The following is a 20,398-nucleotide window of genomic DNA, read 5'->3' on the forward strand; positions in this document are numbered from 1 at the left end:
GGCAGGTTAAACAGAGTATCTTTGCGAATATTTTTTCACATTGCTGTCAAGAGGCTGAGAGGCCGCGAAAAAATCCCCCTGGCCCCCTGTCACGCCGCGCTCTGTCAATGTCTGCCATTCCGTTCGCGAGCGTACACCTGTAGCAAATACACGCGTTTGCGTTCCTTTGCACGCTTCCACTAGGCTCTGTACCAGCAGCTGGTTTTCTGTGCGCTTTTCGATATTCCTTACCAGCCCCGGATGCAGCTTCAGTAGCTCTACCTCCAGCGCCTTGATCCAGCTGGTGCTGACCAGCGTTAAACCCGCCTGCGTCACCGCGACGCGCGGACCCAATGCGTTGATGAGCCGAACGACCGGCTGTAACCGACTGATGTGTTGACAAACATCCGCCTCTGCAAGTTCAAAAATAATCCGTTTACGCTGCGATTTTTCACATTGCATCAGCAGATCGCGCAGCCAGCGCTGGAAACGCGGGCGGATCAGCGACTCCACCGTCACCTGCAGCGCCAGGTTCTCTTCAGGCCAGTAGGATAAGAATGGCATCAATCGCGATATCTGCTGACGGTCGTACTCTTCAGAGAGGCCAAACTGCAGGACCATCGGCAGGAACTCCGCCGATACCACCTCTTCATTGCCATCGAAGAGCCGGCAGAGCAGTTCCCGATGATGGACCTTGCCACTGGTCAACACTGCCGGTTTTTGATAAATCCGCGGCCCGCCGCGGGTAAGCATCTGCTCGATTAAGGTTCGCCAGCGAACGTTGCCGCGTCCTTTTTCTGGCAGGGAGTCATCATAAACCGCCCAGCCGTTCGCCCCCTGAAGTACCGCGTTGCGGGTAGCGACTTCCGCATGCTCCATTACCTGTTCGGTGGTCTGCCCGCCGCGCCAGGCGCAAATGCCGATATGCACCATATCATCACGATCGAGCATTTTGCTGGGGGGGAGCGCATCCACCGATTTCAACAGCAGCCCGGCAATGCTTTCAGACTCTTTCAGGGTGCGGTGCGGCAGCAATACGGCGTAATCACTGCGGTGATAACGTGCCAGCAGCGCGCCGGGGTAACGCATGATAAAGGTGGAGAGCATATTAATGAGCGTAAACTGCTGCTCCTCCGCCACTGCCCGGCCCCAGTTATCTTTCAGCAGATCGAAGTCCGGCAGACGGATAATCATCACCACCCCATGTGTGCCCACGTTCTCCTGATCTTCCAGCAAAGTGCCCAGCTGATTATCAAAGAACAGACGATTATTGAGGCCGGTTTTATTGTCCTGGGCGGCATAGGATCGGATCAGGGTGTCTATCCGGCTGCGCTGGTCACTGGCGAACTGAATTTCGGACAGCAAAACGTCCAGCGCGCTGCTGGTACGTGAGGGCCACTCATAGACCGAGCCGCGCACCTGCGCGCCGCGTTCACCGTTGAGGATCCGTGTGGAGCGCGACTCCAGTAACTCTTGTCCCGCGAGCTGACGCCGCAGCCAGCGCACGGCCAGGAAGATCAACACCACGATGAAAATCACCGCCACCGTCAGCGGTGCGGTGGTCATCATTGAACGAAAATAACTGGTCATGGGGTCCAGATAGACCAGGCTTATCGTTATACCGGGGTTTTTCAGGGAGTGGACGGTGAGTTCGAGCAGTTGCGGAGGTGAACCCACCTGCCGGTAATGCGTATGCCCGGTGTGGCTTAAAAGGAGGTTGCCGCCCTGCTTAATCTCCACCCGCATGATATCCACCGGGGCCATCAGCTCATCCAGCTGACGGGAAAGTTCTGGAAAGGGTGTGCTGACAAGGCGGGAATCAATCACTGCCGCCACAGAGTGGACGCGGTTCGCCAGCTTCCCCTGAATCGCATTATAAAAACTGAGCGAGCAGCCGATAAAGGTGACAAAAATGGTCAATCCGGTAAGCAAGGAGATAAAAGCGGAGAACTTCGTCGATAATCGCATCCTTGAGATTACTCCGTGAGTTGGTGAGGATAGCAAGTAAGTACTAACTTGCAATACGGCATCGGCATACTACCAAATCCGGTGTATCTGGCAATTTATTGCGTTAAATCGGCATTGCATGTCAATGAGCGAGTATAGTCTTCAAAAAATTTTTTCCAATCATCATGCTGAGTAAGGAATCGTATGCAGGCTTTGATCTTAGAACAGCAGGAAGGCAAAACTCTTGCGTCAGTGCAATCTATCGAGGAGAGCCGTCTGCCTGAAGGGGCCGTGACCGTAGACATCGACTGGTCAAGCCTTAACTATAAAGACGCCCTTGCCATTACGGGCACCGGAAAAATCATTCGTAATTTCCCAATGGTTCCAGGTATTGACTTTGCGGGACGTGTGCACTCAAGCGAAGACCCACGTTTTCATGCCGGCCAGCAGGTGTTGCTGACCGGTTGGGGCGTTGGCGAGAACCACTGGGGCGGGCTGGCGGCGCAGGCGCGTGTCAATGGCGACTGGCTGGTGCCAATGCCACAAGGGCTGGATGGCCGGAAAGCGATGATTATCGGTACCGCCGGTTTTACCGCCATGCTCTGCGTGATGGCGCTGGAAGAGGCCGGAGTGCGCCCTGAATCGGGTGAAGTGGTGGTGACGGGCGCCAGCGGCGGCGTCGGCAGTACAGCGGTTGCCCTGCTGCATAAGCTGGGCTATCAGGTGGCGGCGGTGTCCGGCCGCGAAAGTACCCATGACTATCTGCGTTCCCTGGGCGCGAGCCGCATTCTGGGCCGCGACGAGTTCGCTGAGACCCGCCCGCTGGAGAAACAGATCTGGGCCGGAGCCATTGATACTGTGGGCGACAAAGTGCTGGCGAAAGTGCTGGCGCAGATGAACTACGGCGGTTGCGTGGCGGCGTGCGGCCTGGCGGGCGGTTTTGCCCTGCCGACCACGGTGATGCCGTTTATTCTGCGCAACGTCCGTCTGCAGGGTGTCGATTCCGTGATGACTCCGCCAGAGCGCCGTGCCCAGGCCTGGGAGCGACTGGTACGCGATCTGCCGGCCGCCTTCTATGATCAAAGCGCCACCCAGATTAGCCTTGAACAGGCGCCAGAGTATGCCGCGAAGATCATCAATAACCAGATCCAGGGCCGTACCCTGGTGAAGCTGGCGTAATCTTCAAATTTTCGTGACATATTCGCTTTAACCCCGCTCCTCCGTCATGCTTAGAAAAATGCATGACGGAGGATGCCATGAAAGTGAAACCCCTGACGGAAGCCGATATCACCGCGGAATCCGTTTTTATGCTCAAGCGCCGCCAGATCCTGAAGATGCTGGGGATCGGCGCTGGTGCGCTGACCCTTTCGCCCCTCGCCCAGGCCGACCTGCTGGACTGGTTCAAGGGCAACGATCGCCCAAAAGCGCCACCCGGAAAACCGCTCACCTTTACCCAGCCTGCCCAGTGGCAAAGCCAACTTGCGAAGACGCCTGAAGAGAAAGTGACGGGCTATAACAACTTCTATGAGTTTGGCCTCGATAAAGCCGATCCTGCCGCCAACGCCGGCAGCCTGAAGACCAATCCCTGGACGCTGAAAATCGACGGCGAAGTGGCAAAACCCTTGACCCTTGATTACGACGACCTGACTAACCGTTTTCCGCTGGAAGAGCGAATTTACCGTATGCGCTGCGTTGAGGCCTGGTCGATGGTGGTGCCGTGGATAGGTTTTCCGCTGCATAAACTGCTGGCGCTGGTAGAGCCCACCAGCAATGCGAAGTATGTCGCCTTCCAGACCCTTTACGCCCCGGAGATCATGCCCGGGCAGAAAGACCGGTTTATCGGCGGCGGACTCGATTACCCGTACGTGGAAGGGCTGCGCATTGACGAGGCCATGCACCCGCTGACGCTGCTTACCGTCGGCGTGTACGGTAAAGCCCTGCCGCCGCAAAACGGCGCCCCCATCCGCCTGACCGTGCCGTGGAAATATGGCTTTAAGGGGATCAAATCGATTGTCAGCATCAAGCTGACCCGCGAGCGTCCGCCTACCACCTGGAACCTTGCCGCACCAAACGAGTACGGTTTTTACGCCAACGTGAACCCGCACGTCGATCACCCGCGCTGGTCGCAGGCTACCGAGCGCTTTATAGGCTCAGGCGGCGCGCTGGATGTCAAACGCCAGCCCACGCTGCTGTTTAACGGCTATGCTGACCAGGTGGCCTCGCTCTACCGCGGCCTCGATTTAAAGGAGTTTTTCTAAGTGCGTCTGACGGCAAAACAGATTACCTGGCTGAAAGTCGCCCTGCATCTTGCAGGGTTACTTCCTTTTATATGGCTTTTCTGGGCCGCCAGTCATGGCGGGTTTAGCGCCGATCCGGCCAAAGATATCCAGCACTTTACCGGCCGGACCGCACTGAAGTTTTTACTGGCGACGCTGCTGGTTTCACCGCTGGCGCGCTATGCAAAACAGCCGCTGCTGATCCGCACCCGTCGCCTTCTGGGGCTCTGGTGCTTCGCCTGGGCGACGTTACACCTCACCAGCTATGCGTTACTGGAACTGGGCATCAACAATCTGGCCCTACTGGGGAGCGAACTGGTGACTCGTCCATACCTGACGCTCGGGATCGTCAGCTGGGTGATTTTACTGGCGTTAACCCTCACCTCTACCCAGTTCGCCCAGCGAAAACTGGGAAGGCGCTGGCAACTTCTGCATAATTTCGTTTATCTTGTCGCGATTCTGGCACCCATCCACTACCTTTGGTCAGTGAAAATTCTCTCGCCACAGCCCATCATCTATGCGCTGCTGGCAGTGGGGCTTCTGGCATGGCGTTATAAGAAGTTTCGCCAATGGTGGCGATAGTGCACGAAAACGTGCCTGTTGCCGCAGATCGTTTAACCTTCCCGGGTATTTATCCGAATCCTGTTGATAATCTTCCCTGATAAGACCAGTATTTAGCTGCCAAATGCTACGAAATCGTTATAATGTGCCACTTTGGTTTTCCCGACGGGTTTTTCATGGCCTGAAAGGGTGACAATCGCGCATCGAAGGTATATTTTGTTTTTTACCGGAGAATCGCAGGAGATAGCGGCACAATGGCTGACAAGTTTCACATCTTAGTTTTGAACGGACCGAACCTGAATATGCTCGGCACCCGTGAACCCGAGAAGTACGGCACGCTGACGCTCACCGATATTGTTAATCGTCTGTGTAGCGAAGCCGCGGCGCTCAATGTGGAACTTGACCATTTTCAGTCGAACGCGGAGTACGCACTCATCGACCGCATTCATCAGGCTAAAGACAAGACTGACTATATCCTGATCAATCCGGCCGCGTTTACGCACACCAGTGTTGCTATTCGCGACGCGCTGCTGGCAGTGAGCATCCCATTTATTGAGATCCACCTCAGCAACGTGCATGCGCGGGAGCCGTTCCGCCACCACTCCTACCTGTCGGATATCGCCACTGGCGTCATCTGTGGACTGGGGGCTGACGGTTATTCATTCGCTTTACAGACAGCGGTAAAACGCCTGTCACAATCACACTAAACAAAGAGTACGGAACCCACTCATGGATATTCGTAAGATTAAAAAACTGATCGAGCTGGTTGAAGAATCAGGCATCTCCGAACTGGAAATTTCTGAAGGCGAAGAGTCTGTACGCATCAGCCGTGCAGCGCCAAACGCAGGCTTCCCGGTTATGCAACAGGCTTATGCTGCGCCAATGATGCAGCAGCCAGCGCTGTCTAACGCTGTCGCGCCAGCAGCGGCTCCAGCAATGGAAGCGCCAGCAGCAGCTGAAATCAGTGGCCACATCGTACGTTCCCCAATGGTTGGTACTTTCTACCGCACCCCGAGCCCGGACGCGAAAGCGTTCATCGAAGTGGGCCAGAAAGTTAACGTGGGCGATACCCTGTGCATCGTTGAAGCCATGAAAATGATGAACCAGATCGAAGCAGACAAGTCAGGTACTGTGAAAGCGATTCTGGTCGAAAGTGGTCAGCCGGTTGAATTTGACGAGCCGCTGGTCGTCATCGAGTAACGAGGCGAACATGCTGGATAAAATTGTTATCGCTAACCGTGGCGAGATTGCCCTGCGCATCCTTCGTGCCTGTAAAGAGCTGGGCATCAAGACCGTCGCTGTGCACTCAAGCGCGGACCGCGATCTGAAACACGTATTACTGGCGGATGAGACGGTCTGTATTGGCCCGGCTCCGTCCGTCAAAAGCTATCTGAACATCCCGGCAATCATCAGCGCCGCTGAGATCACCGGCGCGGTGGCTATTCACCCGGGTTATGGCTTCCTCTCTGAGAACGCCAACTTTGCTGAGCAGGTTGAACGCTCTGGCTTTATCTTCATCGGCCCGAAAGCCGACACCATCCGTCTGATGGGCGATAAAGTGTCTGCGATCACCGCAATGAAGAAAGCGGGCGTACCGACCGTACCAGGTTCCGACGGCCCACTGGGCGACGATATGGATGCTAACCGCGCCCATGCGAAACGCATTGGCTATCCGGTTATCATCAAAGCGTCTGGCGGTGGCGGCGGTCGCGGTATGCGCGTTGTGCGCAGCGATGCCGAACTGGCCCAGTCTATCTCCATGACCAAAGCGGAAGCGAAAGCCGCTTTCAACAACGACATGGTCTACATGGAGAAGTACCTGGAAAACCCACGCCACATCGAAATTCAGGTGCTGGCAGACGGTCAGGGTAACGCAATCTATCTGGCAGAACGTGACTGCTCCATGCAGCGTCGTCACCAGAAAGTTGTCGAAGAGGCACCAGCACCAGGCATCACGCCGGAGCTGCGTCGCTACATCGGCGAGCGTTGCGCCAAAGCCTGTGTGGATATCGGCTACCGCGGGGCGGGTACTTTCGAGTTCCTGTTCGAAAACGGCGAGTTCTACTTCATTGAGATGAACACCCGTATTCAGGTTGAACACCCGGTTACCGAAATGATCACCGGCGTTGACCTGATCAAAGAGCAGCTGCGTATCGCTGCGGGCCAGCCGCTCTCCATCAAGCAGGAAGAAGTTGTGGTTAAAGGCCATGCGGTGGAATGCCGTATCAACGCCGAAGACCCGAACATCTTCCTGCCAAGCCCGGGTAAAATCACGCGTTTCCACGCGCCGGGTGGCTTTGGTGTGCGCTGGGAGTCTCATATCTACGCCGGTTACACCGTACCGCCGTACTATGACTCAATGATCGGCAAGCTGATCTGCTACGGCGAATCCCGTGATGTGGCGATTGCCCGCATGAAGAATGCCCTGCAGGAGCTGATCATCGACGGCATCAAAACCAACGTTGATCTGCAGATGCGTATCATGAGCGACGAGAACTTCCAGCATGGTGGAACCAACATCCACTATCTGGAGAAAAAACTTGGTCTCAATGAGAAATAAGCCTGCATAAGCGTAAAAAGGTCGGTTAATCCGGCCTTTTTTTATTTCTGGGGATCGCCAGGCCCCATAAGGTACAATCCCCGCTTTCTTTTTCCACAAGGGACAAAAAATGGACAAACGTTTTGTTCAGGCCCATAAAGAAGCGCGCTGGGCGCTGTGGCTAACCCTTCTCTATCTCGCCGCATGGTTAGTGGCCGCTTACTTACCTGATTCTGCTATCGGTATTACCGGTCTTCCGCATTGGTTTGAGATGGCCTGCCTGCTCATCCCGCTGGTGTTTATTCTGCTCTGCTGGGCGATGGTGAAATTCATCTATCGCGATATTCCGCTGGAGGATGACGATAATGCAGCTTGAAGTGATCCTGCCGCTCGTCGCGTATCTTTTTATTGTTTTTGGTCTGTCCGTTTATGCCATGCGCAAAAGAACCACGGGCACCTTCCTGAACGAGTATTTTCTTGGCAGCCGCTCGATGGGCGGTATTGTGCTGGCGATGACCCTGACCGCCACCTATATCAGCGCCAGCTCTTTTATTGGCGGTCCGGGTGCGGCCTATAAATATGGGCTGGGCTGGGTATTGCTGGCGATGATCCAGCTCCCCGCCATCTGGCTCTCGCTGGGCATTCTGGGGAAGAAATTCGCTATCCTGGCGCGTCGTTATAATGCAGTAACCCTCAACGACATGCTGTTTGCCCGATATCAGAGCCGCCTGCTGGTCTGGCTGGCCAGCCTTAGCCTGCTGGTGGCCTTCGTAGGTGCCATGACCGTGCAGTTTATCGGCGGCGCGCGCCTGCTTGAGACTGCTGCCGGGATCCCCTATGAAACGGGCCTGCTGATTTTTGGGGTCAGTATTGCGCTCTATACCGCCTTTGGCGGATTCCGCGCCAGCGTGCTTAACGACACCATGCAGGGCATGGTAATGCTGATTGGCACCCTTGTGCTGCTGGTGGGCGTGGTACATGCGGCGGGCGGGTTAAGCCACGCGGTAGAAACATTGCAGGCCATCGATCCGAAACTGGTTTCGCCGCAGGGTGCAGACGACATTCTGTCGCCAACCTTTATGACCTCCTTCTGGGTGCTGGTCTGCTTCGGGGTGATTGGTTTACCCCATACCGCCGTGCGCTGCATCTCCTATAAAGACAGCAAGGCGGTACACCGCGGGATTGTCATCGGCACTGTCGTGGTGGCGATCCTGATGTTCGGTATGCACCTTGCGGGCGCGCTGGGCCGGGCGGTGATACCTGACTTAACCGTGCCGGATCTGGTGATCCCTACCCTGATGGTGAAAGTGCTGCCGCCGTTTGCTGCCGGGATCTTCCTCGCCGCGCCAATGGCGGCGATCATGTCGACAATTAACGCCCAGCTGCTGCAAAGTTCCGCTACGATCATTAAAGATCTCTACCTGAACATGTGCCCGGATCAGATGACCAACGAGCGACGCCTGAAGCGGATGTCTGCCGTCATCACCCTGGTGCTGGGCGCGTTACTGCTGCTGGCCGCATGGAAGCCGCCTGAGATGATCATCTGGCTCAACCTGCTGGCGTTTGGTGGCCTGGAAGCAGTGTTCCTCTGGCCGCTGGTGCTGGGGCTCTACTGGGAGCGTGCCAACGCGGCCGGTGCCCTGAGCGCGATGATTGTCGGCGGCGTACTCTATGCCGTGCTCGCCACCTTTAAGATTCAGTACCTGGGCTTCCATCCGATTGTGCCTTCGTTACTGCTAAGTTTGCTGGCGTTTGTGGTAGGGAACCGTTTCGGTCATCCCGCTCCACAGAGCGTCGTCATTTCTACTGATAAATAAAGAGTTTTGCCATGCCGTGGATCCAATTAAAACTGAATACGACCGGCGCTAACGCCGAAGAGATGAGCGATGCGCTGATGGAGGCCGGAGCGGTCTCCATCACTTTCCAGGACACGCATGACACGCCAGTGTTTGAACCGCTGCCGGGTGAAACGCGTCTTTGGGGCGATACCGACGTCATCGGCCTGTTTGACGCCGAAACTGATATGGCTGAAGTGGTCGCGATTCTGGAAAATCACCCGCTGCTGGGCGCCGGTTTTGCGCACAAGATTGAACAGCTGGAGGACAAAGACTGGGAGCGCGAGTGGATGGATAACTTCCACCCGATGCAGTTCGGTAAGCGTCTGTGGATCTGCCCGAGCTGGCGGGACGTGCCGGATGAAAATGCGGTAAACGTGATGCTCGATCCGGGCCTGGCGTTTGGTACCGGTACTCACCCGACCACCTCTCTGTGCCTGCAGTGGCTGGATAGCCTGGATCTGGATGGCAAGACGGTGATCGACTTTGGCTGCGGTTCCGGGATCCTCGCCATCGCGGCCCTGAAGCTGGGTGCGGCAAAAGCGATTGGGATCGATATCGATCCGCAGGCGATTCAGGCCAGTCGCGATAACGCCGAACGCAACGGTGTCTCCGATCGTCTTGAACTCTATCTGCCGAATGACCAGCCGCAAGCCATGAAAGCGGACGTGGTGGTCGCGAACATTCTGGCTGGCCCGTTACGTGAGCTGGCACCGTTAATCAGCGTGCTGCCCGTTGAGGGCGGTCTGCTGGGCCTTTCCGGTATCCTTGCCAGCCAGGCAGAAAGCGTATGCGAAGCCTACACCGAGCTTTTCGCTCTCGACCCGGTGGTTGAGAAAGAGGAGTGGTGCCGTATTACGGGTTGTAAGAAGTAATCCTGCCGCGTGGCCGTTCTGGCCACGCAGTTTTTACCGCGTTTACAAGCGCTTAGCCTCGTAATAATATCCCTTCGAAGTATATGTCTTATTTTACATACAATTCATCGGAAGAATATTATGACCAGACGTATTGGCAAGGCCGCGCTACTGACGCTGAGTATCATGTCCGCTTCAGGATACGCTTCACACTGGAGTTACGAAGGGGAAGGCGCCCCCGAGCATTGGGGCGAGCTGGATGAAGCCTGGAAGACTTGCCGGACCGGGATGAACCAATCCCCTATCAATATTGACTCATCGCTGAAAGCCCACCTCAACCCGCTGGTCACTCACTATACGGACGGCCCGGCCACGTTGATTAACAACGGCCATACCATTCAGGCAGGCGAAAAAATCAATACCCAGGACAGCATTACCCTCGACGGTAAAAAGTGGATGCTACAGCAGTTCCACTTCCATGCCCCCAGTGAAAATACTGTGCGGGGCAAAACATACGCGATGGAAATGCATCTGGTACACAAGAATGACGAAGGTGAGATCGCCGTCGTCGCCGTGATGTTTGAGCAGGGGGCCGCCAATCCGCAACTGGAAAAACTGTGGCGCGCCATGCCTGCGCAGCCGGAAGAGTCGACCGCCATAACAGAACATCTGGATCTGGACCATCTGCTGCCAGCGGATAAAACCTACTGGCGCTTTAGCGGTTCATTGACCACCCCGCCCTGCTCTGAAGGCGTGACCTGGATAGTCATGAAGCATCCCCTGACACTCTCAGCCACACAGCTGGAAAAATTCCATCATACGCTGCACCACAATAATAACCGCCCGGTACAGTCGCTCCACGGTCGTATTGTGGTTGAATAATGCACAATCCCGGCCCTGACATGATGTTCTAAAATGCGACGCAGATCGCAAAGAACAGGGGAAATCTGCTGTTAAAAACAGCAGATTATCTCGCCGGGAGGTTTCATTCATTAAGAATAAACGAGAAGTTTTGGGAAATTGTAAGCGGTCATAAAAACAGCATAATTCATTAAATGCATGATTTAAATAAATTATATTTACACAGCAATAGCTTCGCCTGTGATTCCATGATCTGCAACAGGGGATTGTTCAAAGTTTGGCCTTTCATCTCGTGCAAAAAATGCGTAAGATACGCCGCCTTGCAGTCACAGTATGGTCATTTCTTAACTCATGCGCATCGGAAACCACCAGCTCAGAAATCGCCTGATCGCAGCACCTATGGCAGGTATTACCGACCGACCATTCAGGACGCTGTGCTATGAGATGGGAGCAGGATTAACCGTTTCAGAGATGATGTCGTCTAACCCGCAGGTTTGGGAAAGCGATAAATCCCGTCTTCGGATGGTGCATATTGACGAACCAGGTATCCGCACCGTGCAAATCGCCGGGAGCGTGCCTGAAGAGATGGCAGATGCCGCGCGTATCAACGTGGAAAGTGGCGCCCAGATTATTGATATCAATATGGGATGCCCGGCCAAAAAGGTGAATCGCAAGCTTGCGGGTTCAGCCCTTCTGCAATACCCCGATCAGGTGAAGTCAATCCTGACCGCGGTTGTCAGCGCAGTGGACGTTCCTGTTACGTTAAAGATTCGCACGGGTTGGTCGCCGGATCACCGTAACTGTGTAGAGATTGCCCAACTGGCCGAAGACTGTGGCATTCAGGCCCTGACCATACATGGACGCACCCGCGCCTGTTTGTTCAACGGTGAAGCTGAATACGACAGCATTCGGGCAGTTAAGCAGAAAGTTTCCATTCCGATTATCGCGAATGGCGACATTACTGACCCGCTTAAAGCCAGAGCTGTGCTCGACTATACAGGGGCTGATGCTCTGATGATAGGACGTGCAGCTCAGGGAAGACCCTGGATCTTTCGGGAAATCCAGCATTATCTGGACACTGGGGAGTTGCTTGCCCCGCTGCCGCTGGCAGAGGTTAAGCACTTGCTATGCGCACATATTCGGGAACTGCACGACTTTTATGGTCAGGCTAAAGGGTACCGAATTGCGCGTAAACACGTATCCTGGTATCTCCAGGAACACGCTCCGGATGACCAGTTTCGGCGCACATTCAACGCCATAGAGGATGCCAGCGAACAGCTGGAGGCGTTGGAGGCATACTTCGAAAATCTTGCGTAATGAAATAAAGAGCTGACAGAACTATGTTCGAACAACGCGTAAATTCTGACGTACTGACCGTTTCCACCGTTAACTCTCAGGACCAGGTAACTCAAAAGCCCCTGCGTGACTCGGTTAAACAGGCACTGAAGAACTATTTTGCTCAACTGAATGGTCAGGACGTTAACGACCTGTATGAGCTGGTACTGGCTGAAGTTGAACAGCCCCTGTTGGACATGGTGATGCAATACACCCGCGGTAACCAGACCCGTGCTGCTCTGATGATGGGCATCAACCGTGGTACGCTGCGTAAGAAACTGAAAAAATACGGCATGAACTAATTTCGATTAGCTAAATGCTTGTTTAAAAAGGCGCGAACCGGCATGGGGAAGCGCCTTTTTTTATGCCTGGCCTTCCCTCGTTTTTTAACGCTTCTCACACCATTATCCCCCGAAACGTAAACATCTCTCAGCCCACTTCTCAGCCGCTATTTTTCGTGTATATTTCCTGCACTCTTGTCAATTGTCCCCGGAAATTCCGAATGATCCGTAAGTATTGGTGGTTAGTCGTCTTCGCGATTAGCGTTTTCCTTTTCGATGCGCTGCTAATGCAGTGGATTGAGTTGATGTCTACGGAAACGGACCAATGCCGCAACATGAATTCGGTTAATCCGCTTAAGCTGGTTAATTGCTCGGATCTGGATTAAACGCCTGCTTTTCCTCGAAAAATGTGCGGTTTTAAAAACCTTTGAGGCATCTCTGTTGGATGATAATGTCTCAGCCCGTCTCACCCGGTATCACGTAATACCCCACTGCGTATGAGTTGATGAGATCATGCTGGTTAGCCAATACGACCAACTTCTTGTGGTTATCTCCTTTGTTGTCGCCATTCTTGCATCCTATACCGCGCTGAATATGGCAGGGCGGGTTGCCGGCAGTACCGGCGTTGCGGCACATATCTGGCTGACGGGCGGGGGGATCGCTATGGGTATCGGGATATGGGCCATGCATTTTATCGGCATGCTGGCGATGGATATCTCCATGCGGATGAACTACGACCTGCCAAAAACAGGTCTTTCCATGCTGATCGCCATTGGCGCCTCGCTGTTTGCCCTCTGGCTGGTGAGCCGCGATCATTTACGCAAACGCCGCTTGTTTACCGGCGCGGTGATCCTGGGGACCGGTATCGTGGCGATGCACTACACCGGCATGAAAGCTTTGCAGGTAGCGCCCGCTATCGTCTGGAATATGCGCTGGGTTGCGCTGTCGGTGGTTATCGCCCTCCTCGCCTCGCTGGCCGCCCTGTGGCTGACGTTCCGTTTACGGCGGGATGCCGCCCAGGTCGCGCTGATGCGTGCGGGCGCTGCCGTGCTGATGGGCATCGCGATTGCCGGCATGCACTACACCGGCATGAAAGCGGCCCAGTTTCCACTTCAGGTGCATATGCATCATCAGGGGGTGAACGGCAGCTGGTTGGCGGTGCTGGTGAGCGTTGTGGCGCTCTCTATTCTGGGTATTACGCTGCTGGTTTCTATGTTTGATGCCCGGCTGCAGGCCCGCACCTCCCTTCTCGCCTCATCGCTGGCGGAAGCCAACCGCGAGCTGGCCCAGCTGGCGCTGCACGATACGCTGACCCGCTTGCCGAACCGCGTACTGCTGGAAGATCGTCTCGAGCAGGCGATCAACAAAGCCGATCGCGAAGGCAAACTGTTTGCCCTGCTGTTTATGGATCTGGATGGCTTCAAAGCTGTTAACGATGCCTACGGCCATGATACGGGCGATAAGCTATTGGTTGCCGTGACTGAGCGTCTGGAACAGCCCCTGAAGGGCCAGTACACCCTCGCTCGTATTGGTGGCGACGAGTTTGTGCTGCTGGCCGAGATCGACTCTCCCAACGATGCCGCATCACTCGCCAGCTCGCTGGTGCACGTTATCGATCAGCCTTTCAGCCTTGAGCTGTACGATGTGGTAGTGACGCTTAGCGTGGGCATCGCTATTTATCCCCATGACGGCAAAAACCAGCGCGAACTGATGTTCAACGCCGATGCGGCGATGTATCACACCAAGCACATGGGGCGTAACGGCTATCACTTCTTCCAGCCGTCGATGAATACCCTGGCGCAAAATCAGCTACAGCTAATGAACGATCTATGGCTGGCGCTGGAGCGCAAGGAGCTGCATCTGGTCTATCAGCCTAAGTTCCAGGCGCCGATGGGCCCCATTGTCGGCTTTGAAGCCCTGCTGCGCTGGCAACATCCTGTCCAGGGCTTGTTATCTCCCGACCAGTTCCTGCCGCTGGCAGAAAAAAGCGGGCTGATTATTCCTATCGGCAACTGGGTAATTGATGAAGCGTGCCGCCAGCTGCGCGTATGGCATCTTGACGGCCATACTGAATGGTCGATGGCGGTGAACCTCTCTACGCTGCAGTTTGAACAGCCCCAGCTGGTTGAGACAGTGATGGGCAGCCTGGCGCGACACCGTATTCCGCCGCATACCCTGATTCTGGAAGTGACCGAAACCACGGCCATGAATAACCCCGATGAGAGCGTCCGGGTGCTGACTGAGTTGACTCAGGCCGGGGTAAAAGCCTCGATCGATGATTTTGGCACCGGCTATTCCAGCCTGCTGTACCTGAAAAAGTTGCCCGCCTGCGAGCTGAAAATTGATCGGGCGTTTGTGAAAGATCTCAACAGCACGGGTGATGATGCAACCATCGTTTCCGCCATTGTTGCGCTGGCAAAAACGCTCAATCTGAAGGTGGTTGCCGAAGGGGTGGAAACCGAAGAGCAGCAGACCTTTTTGACCAATCTGGGATGTAATACGCTACAGGGCTATCTGCTGGGTAAACCCGTCACGGCACAAGCTATCAACGCTCTGAGCCGCGATCCGCAGGCCATGTTGACGCAGCAAATCTGACGCGATGTCGCTATGAGGCGGTGTCGTATTCTCTATGGGCTATCGGCAACGTTGAGAGAATATTGTCGACCAGTTCCGGGGCCTGCCGGTAGAGATCCAGGTGTTCCGGGCTCATTAACCAGTTTTTAATCAGCCCGCAAAAAAAGCCATGCAAAACAATTAACGTCGTGTCGATATTGATCTGCGCGGAGATGCTGCCAAGCATAATGCCTCTCTGCAATATTTCACGGACGTTTTCATAATTGAATCCAATCCTTTCGCGAATTTGGGTTTCTGAAATCATATCCTCATCAAATTCACATTTGTGATACAGGATCTGCAATAAAGTCCGCTGGCGCCGATCCTGGGCAATATATTGCAAAGCGGTAACAAACTGCTCACGCAAAGTTAATAAAGGATCGCTCTCTTCTGCCTGCGACAGCTGACCGCGAATAATCTCGCGCAGCGGGCGTTGCTCCTGCCAGATAGCGTTAAATATCTCGGCTTTACTGGTGAAATGCCAGTAAACGGCTCCCCGTGTCAGGCAGGCGGCATCGGCGATATCCGTCAGCGTCGTGTTGGCGACACCCCGTGTAGCGAACTGCTCTATTGCCGCCTCAATCAATAACTGGCGTGTCTTCTGCGCCTCGGCCTTGGTTTTGCGCCCCATAGAAAATCACTCATTTAACGGATTGGTTACTTTTATTAAACAACGACAATAATCGTCGGAGCAGGAATTATCTATCAGTCAGGAAAATAAATATGAACAAAAAAAGTTAACTCACCTAACTTATAAACCATGATGATATCTACCAGGCATTCAATTCATAAAATACATGAATGCATCTAAAGCAAAACGGCCAGCAATACATAGCCGGACGTGCTATATCATTGTTTACGCTCACTCGCTGCTCTTTTTTTTATCCTCAGTTCCTTCTCCGCACTTATAAATCAAAAACCCGCACGGCCATTCTTTATTATGGCGCCCGCCCTTTTCCGTTTACCTCTATTTAACGCTTAACCGTGTCGGTTAATGCGGATTGATGATTTTGAAGGAATAGTCATGACGCCTAATTTCAGGTTTTTACCCTTATCCGGTTTTATCATCGGTGCCGCATTGCTTGTGGGTTGTGATGATCATGCAGGCCAGGCGCAGCAGCCGCCGACACCCCAGGTCGTGGTGCATGTCGTGAAGAGTGCGCCGCTGGAGGTGACCACCGAGCTGCCTGGCCGGACCGATGCTTACCGCGTCGCCGAGGTTCGCCCGCAGGTCAGCGGCATTGTACTGAAGCGCAACTTTACTGAAGGCAGCGATGTGAAAGCTGGCGAGTCACTGTATCAGATCGATCCCGCCTCTTATCAGGCCGCATTTGATAGTGCTTCAGGGGAACTGGCAAAAGCCCAGGCTGCCGCCAGCATTGCTCACCTGACGGTAAAACGCTATTTACCCCTGGTCGGCACGCAGTACGTCAGCAAACAGGAGTACGATCAGTCAGTGGCGAATGCCCGTCAGGCTGATGCCTCGGTGATTGCAGCCAAAGCCGCCGTCGAAACCGCGCGCATCAACCTTGCGTACACCAAAGTGACGTCGCCTATCAGCGGGCGGATCGGTAAATCCAGCGTCACCGAAGGTGCCCTGGTCGCGAACGGACAGGCCACAGCGCTGGCAACGGTTCAGCAGCTTGATCCGATTTATGTCGATGTTACACAGTCCAGCAACGATTTTATGCGTCTCAAGCAGTCCAGCCTGCAGACCGGCGAAGGCACCAGCAGCGTACAGCTGTTGATGGAAAACGGTCAGCCCTATCCGTTAAAAGGATCGCTGCAATTCTCAGATGTCACCGTGGATGAGAGCACCGGCTCCATCACCCTGCGGGCTATTTTCCCCAACCCGCAACATATCCTGCTGCCCGGCATGTTTGTCCGCGCGCGCATTAATGAAGGCACCCAGCCGCACGCCATTCTGGTTCCACAACAGGGCGTTACGCGCACCCCACGCGGTGAGGCCAGCGTGATGGTGGTCAACAGTAAAAACCAGGTTGAAGCCCGTAACGTTGTCGCCCCTCAGGCGATTGGCGATCAATGGCTGGTTACAGACGGCCTACAGGAAGGCGACCGGGTGATTATCAGCGGGCTGCAAAAAGTACGTCCTGGCGTCGCGGTGGTGGCAACGCCGGACACCGCTGCGCAGAAAGTGGGATAAGGAACAGAGCATGGCTAACTTCTTTATTCAGCGCCCAATCTTTGCGTGGGTGCTGTCCATTATCCTGATGCTGGCGGGCGGGCTTGCGATCCTGAAGCTGCCGGTGGCGCAGTATCCCACCATTGCGCCGCCTGCCGTGGCTATCTCGGCGACCTATCCCGGCGCGGATGCCCAGACGGTGCAGGATACGGTGACCCAGGTTATCGAGCAGAACATGAACGGTATCGATAACCTCATGTACATGTCCTCCACCAGCGATTCAGCGGGCAGTGTTACCCTCACCCTGACCTTCCAGTCGGGAACCGATCCGGATATCGCTCAGGTACAGGTGCAGAACAAGCTGCAGCTGGCCATGCCGTTACTGCCGCAGGAAGTGCAGCAGCAAGGGATTAGCGTGGAGAAGTCGAGCAGCAGCTTCCTGCTGGTGGCCGGTTTTGTCTCGGACAATAAGAACCTGAGCCAGGAAGATATCTCCGACTATGTCGCCTCTAACGTCAAGGATGCTATCAGCCGCACCTCCGGGGTGGGCGATGTGCAGCTGTTTGGCGCCCAATATGCGATGCGTATCTGGCTGGATGCGAATAAGCTGAACGCTTATCAGTTAACGCCACTGGACGTGATTAACCAGTTAAAAACCCAGAACAACCAGATTGCCGCCGGTCAGCTCGGCGGAACGCCGTCGGTGCCGGGCCAGCAGCTCAACGCCTCCATCATCGCCCAGACGCGCCTGAAAACCGCAGAGGAGTTTGGCAACATCACCCTGAAGGTCAATCAGGACGGGTCGATGGTGCATCTGAAAGATGTCGCCCGCATTGCGCCAGGCGGCGAAAACTACAACATGGTGACCAAAATCAATGGTCAGGCGGCAACCGGTCTCGGTATTAAGCTCGCTACCGGAGCCAACGCGCTGGATACCGCCGCGGCGATTAAAAGCAAACTGGCGCAGCTGCAAGCCTTCTTCCCGCAGGGGCTGAAGGTGGTCTACCCCTATGACACCACGCCGTTCGTGAAGATCTCCATTCATGAAGTGGTCAAGACGTTGTTTGAAGCCATCATTCTCGTCTTCCTCGTGATGTACCTGTTCCTGCAAAACCTGCGGGCCACGCTCATCCCGACCATTGCCGTGCCGGTGGTTCTGCTGGGCACCTTTGCGGTACTGGCGGCGTTTGGCTTCTCGATAAACACCCTGACCATGTTTGGTATGGTGCTGGCAATAGGCTTGCTGGTGGATGATGCCATCGTGGTGGTGGAAAACGTCGAGCGCGTGATGGTGGAGGAGAAACTCCCGCCAAAAGAGGCGACGCAAAAATCGATGTCGCAAATTCAGGGAGCGCTGGTCGGCATCGCCATGGTGCTCTCAGCGGTATTTATCCCGATGGCCTTTTTCGGCGGCTCCACCGGGGCGATTTATCGCCAGTTCTCCCTGACCATTGTTTCGGCGATGGCCCTCTCGGTACTGGTGGCGCTGATTCTGACTCCTGCCCTGTGTGCCACCCTGCTGAAAGCCCCCAGCGAGCATCATGAGAACAAAGGCGGCTTTTTCGGCTGGTTTAATGCCCTGTTCGACAGAAGCGTGGCCCATTACAGCAACAGCGTGAGCCATATTCTGCGTAAGACGGGCCGCTACCTGGTGGTCTATGTCCTGATTGTCGGCGGCATGGCGGTGCTGTTCCTGCGCCTGCCCACCTCTTTCCTGCCGGAAGAGGATCAGGGCGTGTTTATGACGATGGTGCAGCTTCCGGCGGGCGCGACGCAAAGCCGCACCCAGAAGGTGCTGGATCAGGTTGAGCACTACTACCTCAACAATGAGAAGGCCAACGTAGAATCGGTGTTTACCGTTAACGGCTTCAGCTTCAGCGGCCAGGGGCAAAACGCCGGGGTGGCGTTTATCAGCCTGAAGCCCTGGGAGGAGCGCCCGGGTGCGGAAAACAGCGTTGGGGCCATCGTCAGCCGGGCAACACGGGCCTTTAGTCAGATCAAAGACGGGCTGGTCTTCCCGTTCAACCTGCCCGCCATTATCGAACTGGGCACCGCAACGGGCTTCGATTTTGAACTGATTGACCAGGCCAACCTGGGACATAACCAGCTAACGCAGGCGCGAAACCAGCTGCTGGGCATGATCAAAGAGCACAGCGATATGCTGGTGCGTGTGCGTCCCAATGGGCTGGAAGATACCCCGCAGTTCAAGCTGGATATCGATCAGGAAAAAGCGCAGGCGCTGGGCGTGAGCGTGTCGGACATCAACCAGATCATCTCCACCGCGCTGGGGGGTACCTATGTCAATGACTACATCGACCGTGGCCGGGTGAAGAAAGTCTATGTCCAGGCGGATGCCCACTTCAGGATGCTGCCGGAGGATATTAATCGCCTCTATGTCCGCAGCGCCAACGGTGAAATGGTGCCGCTCTCCGCGTTCAGCCAGTCGCACTGGATATACGGCTCACCGCGCCTGGAGCGCTATAACGGCAGCCCTTCCATGGAGATCCTCGGGGAAGCCGCGCCCGGCAAGAGTACCGGTGAAGCCATGGTGCTAATGGAAAAACTGGCGGCGAAACTGCCAACCGGCATCGGTTACGACTGGACAGGCATGTCTTATCAGGAACGGCTCTCCGGCAACCAGGCGCCTGCCCTGTATGCCATCTCGCTGGTGGTGGTGTTCCTCTGCCTGGCGGCGCTGTATGAGAGCTGGTCGATTCCTTTCTCGGTAATGCTGGTGGTGCCATTAGGGGTGGTTGGTGCCCTGCTGGCCGCTTCCCTGCGTGGGCTGAATAATGACGTCTACTTCCAGGTGGGGCTGCTCACCACTATTGGTCTATCGGCAAAGAACGCCATCCTGATTGTCGAGTTTGCTAAGGATCTGATGGAGAAAGAGGGGAAAGGGATTATTGAAGCCACGCTGGAGGCATCACGCATGCGCCTTCGTCCTATCCTCATGACCTCGCTGGCATTTATCCTTGGTGTGTTGCCGCTGGTCATCAGTCACGGAGCGGGCAGCGGCGCGCAAAACGCCGTGGGGACCGGCGTGATGGGCGGTATGCTTTCAGCTACCCTGCTGGCAATCTTCTTTGTGCCGGTCTTCTTTGTGGTAGTGCGGCGACGCTTTACGCGTCATCAGGAACAGTAATAGATAAAGGCGCTCCGGCGCCTTTATTC

General features: G+C 55.2%; 18 protein-coding genes. 16 read left to right on the top strand and 2 right to left on the bottom strand.

Features of this window, described 5'->3' with window-relative positions:
* Positions 1–6 precede the first annotated feature (6 nt).
* A complete protein-coding gene (gene csrD / locus GNG26_RS19770; protein WP_156239835.1) occupies positions 7–1,947 on the bottom strand; it encodes an RNase E specificity factor CsrD in 1,941 nt (646 codons plus the stop codon).
* 183 nt (positions 1,948–2,130) lie between these two features.
* On the opposite strand from csrD, the gene GNG26_RS19775 reads away from it, so the two are divergent.
* The 14 genes from GNG26_RS19775 (at position 2,131) to GNG26_RS19840 (ending at position 15,063) form a co-directional block, all read left to right on the top strand.
* Positions 2,131–3,105, top strand: a complete 975-nt coding sequence (locus GNG26_RS19775) for an MDR family oxidoreductase (RefSeq protein ID WP_114316564.1) — start codon at positions 2,131–2,133, stop codon at positions 3,103–3,105.
* A 77-nt stretch (positions 3,106–3,182) separates the two neighbouring features.
* On the top strand, positions 3,183–4,184 hold the full coding sequence (msrP, locus tag GNG26_RS19780; RefSeq protein ID WP_103824965.1) for a protein-methionine-sulfoxide reductase catalytic subunit MsrP: 1,002 nt from the start codon (positions 3,183–3,185) through the stop codon (positions 4,182–4,184).
* Entirely contained in the window at positions 4,185–4,784 is a 600-nt protein-coding gene (gene msrQ / locus GNG26_RS19785) for a protein-methionine-sulfoxide reductase heme-binding subunit MsrQ (protein ID WP_103824966.1), read from the top strand. It begins immediately after the preceding gene.
* A 233-nt stretch (positions 4,785–5,017) separates the two neighbouring features.
* Positions 5,018–5,470 (top strand): type II 3-dehydroquinate dehydratase, encoded by a 453-nt coding sequence (gene aroQ, locus GNG26_RS19790; protein ID WP_103824967.1) that lies wholly within the window; start codon positions 5,018–5,020, stop codon positions 5,468–5,470.
* A gap of 22 nt (positions 5,471–5,492) precedes the next feature.
* Entirely contained in the window at positions 5,493–5,963 is a 471-nt protein-coding gene (gene accB, locus GNG26_RS19795) for an acetyl-CoA carboxylase biotin carboxyl carrier protein (RefSeq protein WP_103824968.1), read from the top strand.
* 10 nt (positions 5,964–5,973) lie between these two features.
* Positions 5,974–7,323 (top strand): acetyl-CoA carboxylase biotin carboxylase subunit, encoded by a 1,350-nt coding sequence (gene accC, locus GNG26_RS19800; protein ID WP_156239836.1) that lies wholly within the window; start codon positions 5,974–5,976, stop codon positions 7,321–7,323.
* A gap of 109 nt (positions 7,324–7,432) precedes the next feature.
* The gene (locus GNG26_RS19805; protein WP_114385646.1) at positions 7,433–7,678 is read left to right on the top strand and encodes a YhdT family protein; all 246 of its coding nucleotides are present in this window, start codon (positions 7,433–7,435) and stop codon (positions 7,676–7,678) included.
* Positions 7,668–9,119 (top strand): sodium/pantothenate symporter, encoded by a 1,452-nt coding sequence (gene panF, locus GNG26_RS19810; RefSeq protein ID WP_156239837.1) that lies wholly within the window; start codon positions 7,668–7,670, stop codon positions 9,117–9,119. The genes GNG26_RS19805 and panF overlap by 11 nt, the downstream gene beginning before the upstream one ends.
* 11 nt (positions 9,120–9,130) lie before the next feature.
* Positions 9,131–10,012, top strand: a complete 882-nt coding sequence (gene prmA / locus GNG26_RS19815; RefSeq protein WP_103824972.1) for a 50S ribosomal protein L11 methyltransferase — start codon at positions 9,131–9,133, stop codon at positions 10,010–10,012.
* A gap of 120 nt (positions 10,013–10,132) precedes the next feature.
* On the top strand, positions 10,133–10,873 hold the full coding sequence (locus GNG26_RS19820) for a carbonic anhydrase (protein ID WP_156239838.1): 741 nt from the start codon (positions 10,133–10,135) through the stop codon (positions 10,871–10,873).
* A gap of 330 nt (positions 10,874–11,203) precedes the next feature.
* Entirely contained in the window at positions 11,204–12,169 is a 966-nt protein-coding gene (dusB, locus tag GNG26_RS19825) for a tRNA dihydrouridine synthase DusB (protein WP_039030651.1), read from the top strand.
* Between the two features lie 23 nt (positions 12,170–12,192).
* On the top strand, positions 12,193–12,489 hold the full coding sequence (gene fis, locus GNG26_RS19830; protein WP_000462905.1) for a DNA-binding transcriptional regulator Fis: 297 nt from the start codon (positions 12,193–12,195) through the stop codon (positions 12,487–12,489).
* Between the two features lie 200 nt (positions 12,490–12,689).
* Positions 12,690–12,854: a DUF2556 family protein gene (locus GNG26_RS19835; protein WP_039030652.1), complete on the top strand. Its 165-nt coding sequence runs from the start codon at positions 12,690–12,692 to the stop codon at positions 12,852–12,854.
* Between the two features lie 127 nt (positions 12,855–12,981).
* On the top strand, positions 12,982–15,063 hold the full coding sequence (locus GNG26_RS19840) for a bifunctional diguanylate cyclase/phosphodiesterase (RefSeq protein ID WP_156239839.1): 2,082 nt from the start codon (positions 12,982–12,984) through the stop codon (positions 15,061–15,063).
* Between the two features lie 10 nt (positions 15,064–15,073).
* Here the strand turns inward: GNG26_RS19840 and envR are convergent, their stop codons facing one another.
* Positions 15,074–15,712, bottom strand: a complete 639-nt coding sequence (envR, locus tag GNG26_RS19845; RefSeq protein WP_156239840.1) for an acrEF/envCD operon transcriptional regulator — start codon at positions 15,710–15,712, stop codon at positions 15,074–15,076.
* Between the two features lie 393 nt (positions 15,713–16,105).
* On the opposite strand from envR, the gene GNG26_RS19850 reads away from it, so the two are divergent.
* Positions 16,106–17,245, top strand: a complete 1,140-nt coding sequence (locus GNG26_RS19850) for an efflux RND transporter periplasmic adaptor subunit (protein ID WP_114316557.1) — start codon at positions 16,106–16,108, stop codon at positions 17,243–17,245.
* Between the two features lie 10 nt (positions 17,246–17,255).
* Positions 17,256–20,369 (top strand): efflux RND transporter permease subunit, encoded by a 3,114-nt coding sequence (locus GNG26_RS19855; RefSeq protein WP_156239841.1) that lies wholly within the window; start codon positions 17,256–17,258, stop codon positions 20,367–20,369.
* Positions 20,370–20,398: the final 29 nt, after the last annotated feature.

The organism is Leclercia sp. J807, assembly GCF_009734465.1.
In the GTDB taxonomy this organism is placed as follows: domain Bacteria; phylum Pseudomonadota; class Gammaproteobacteria; order Enterobacterales; family Enterobacteriaceae; genus Enterobacter.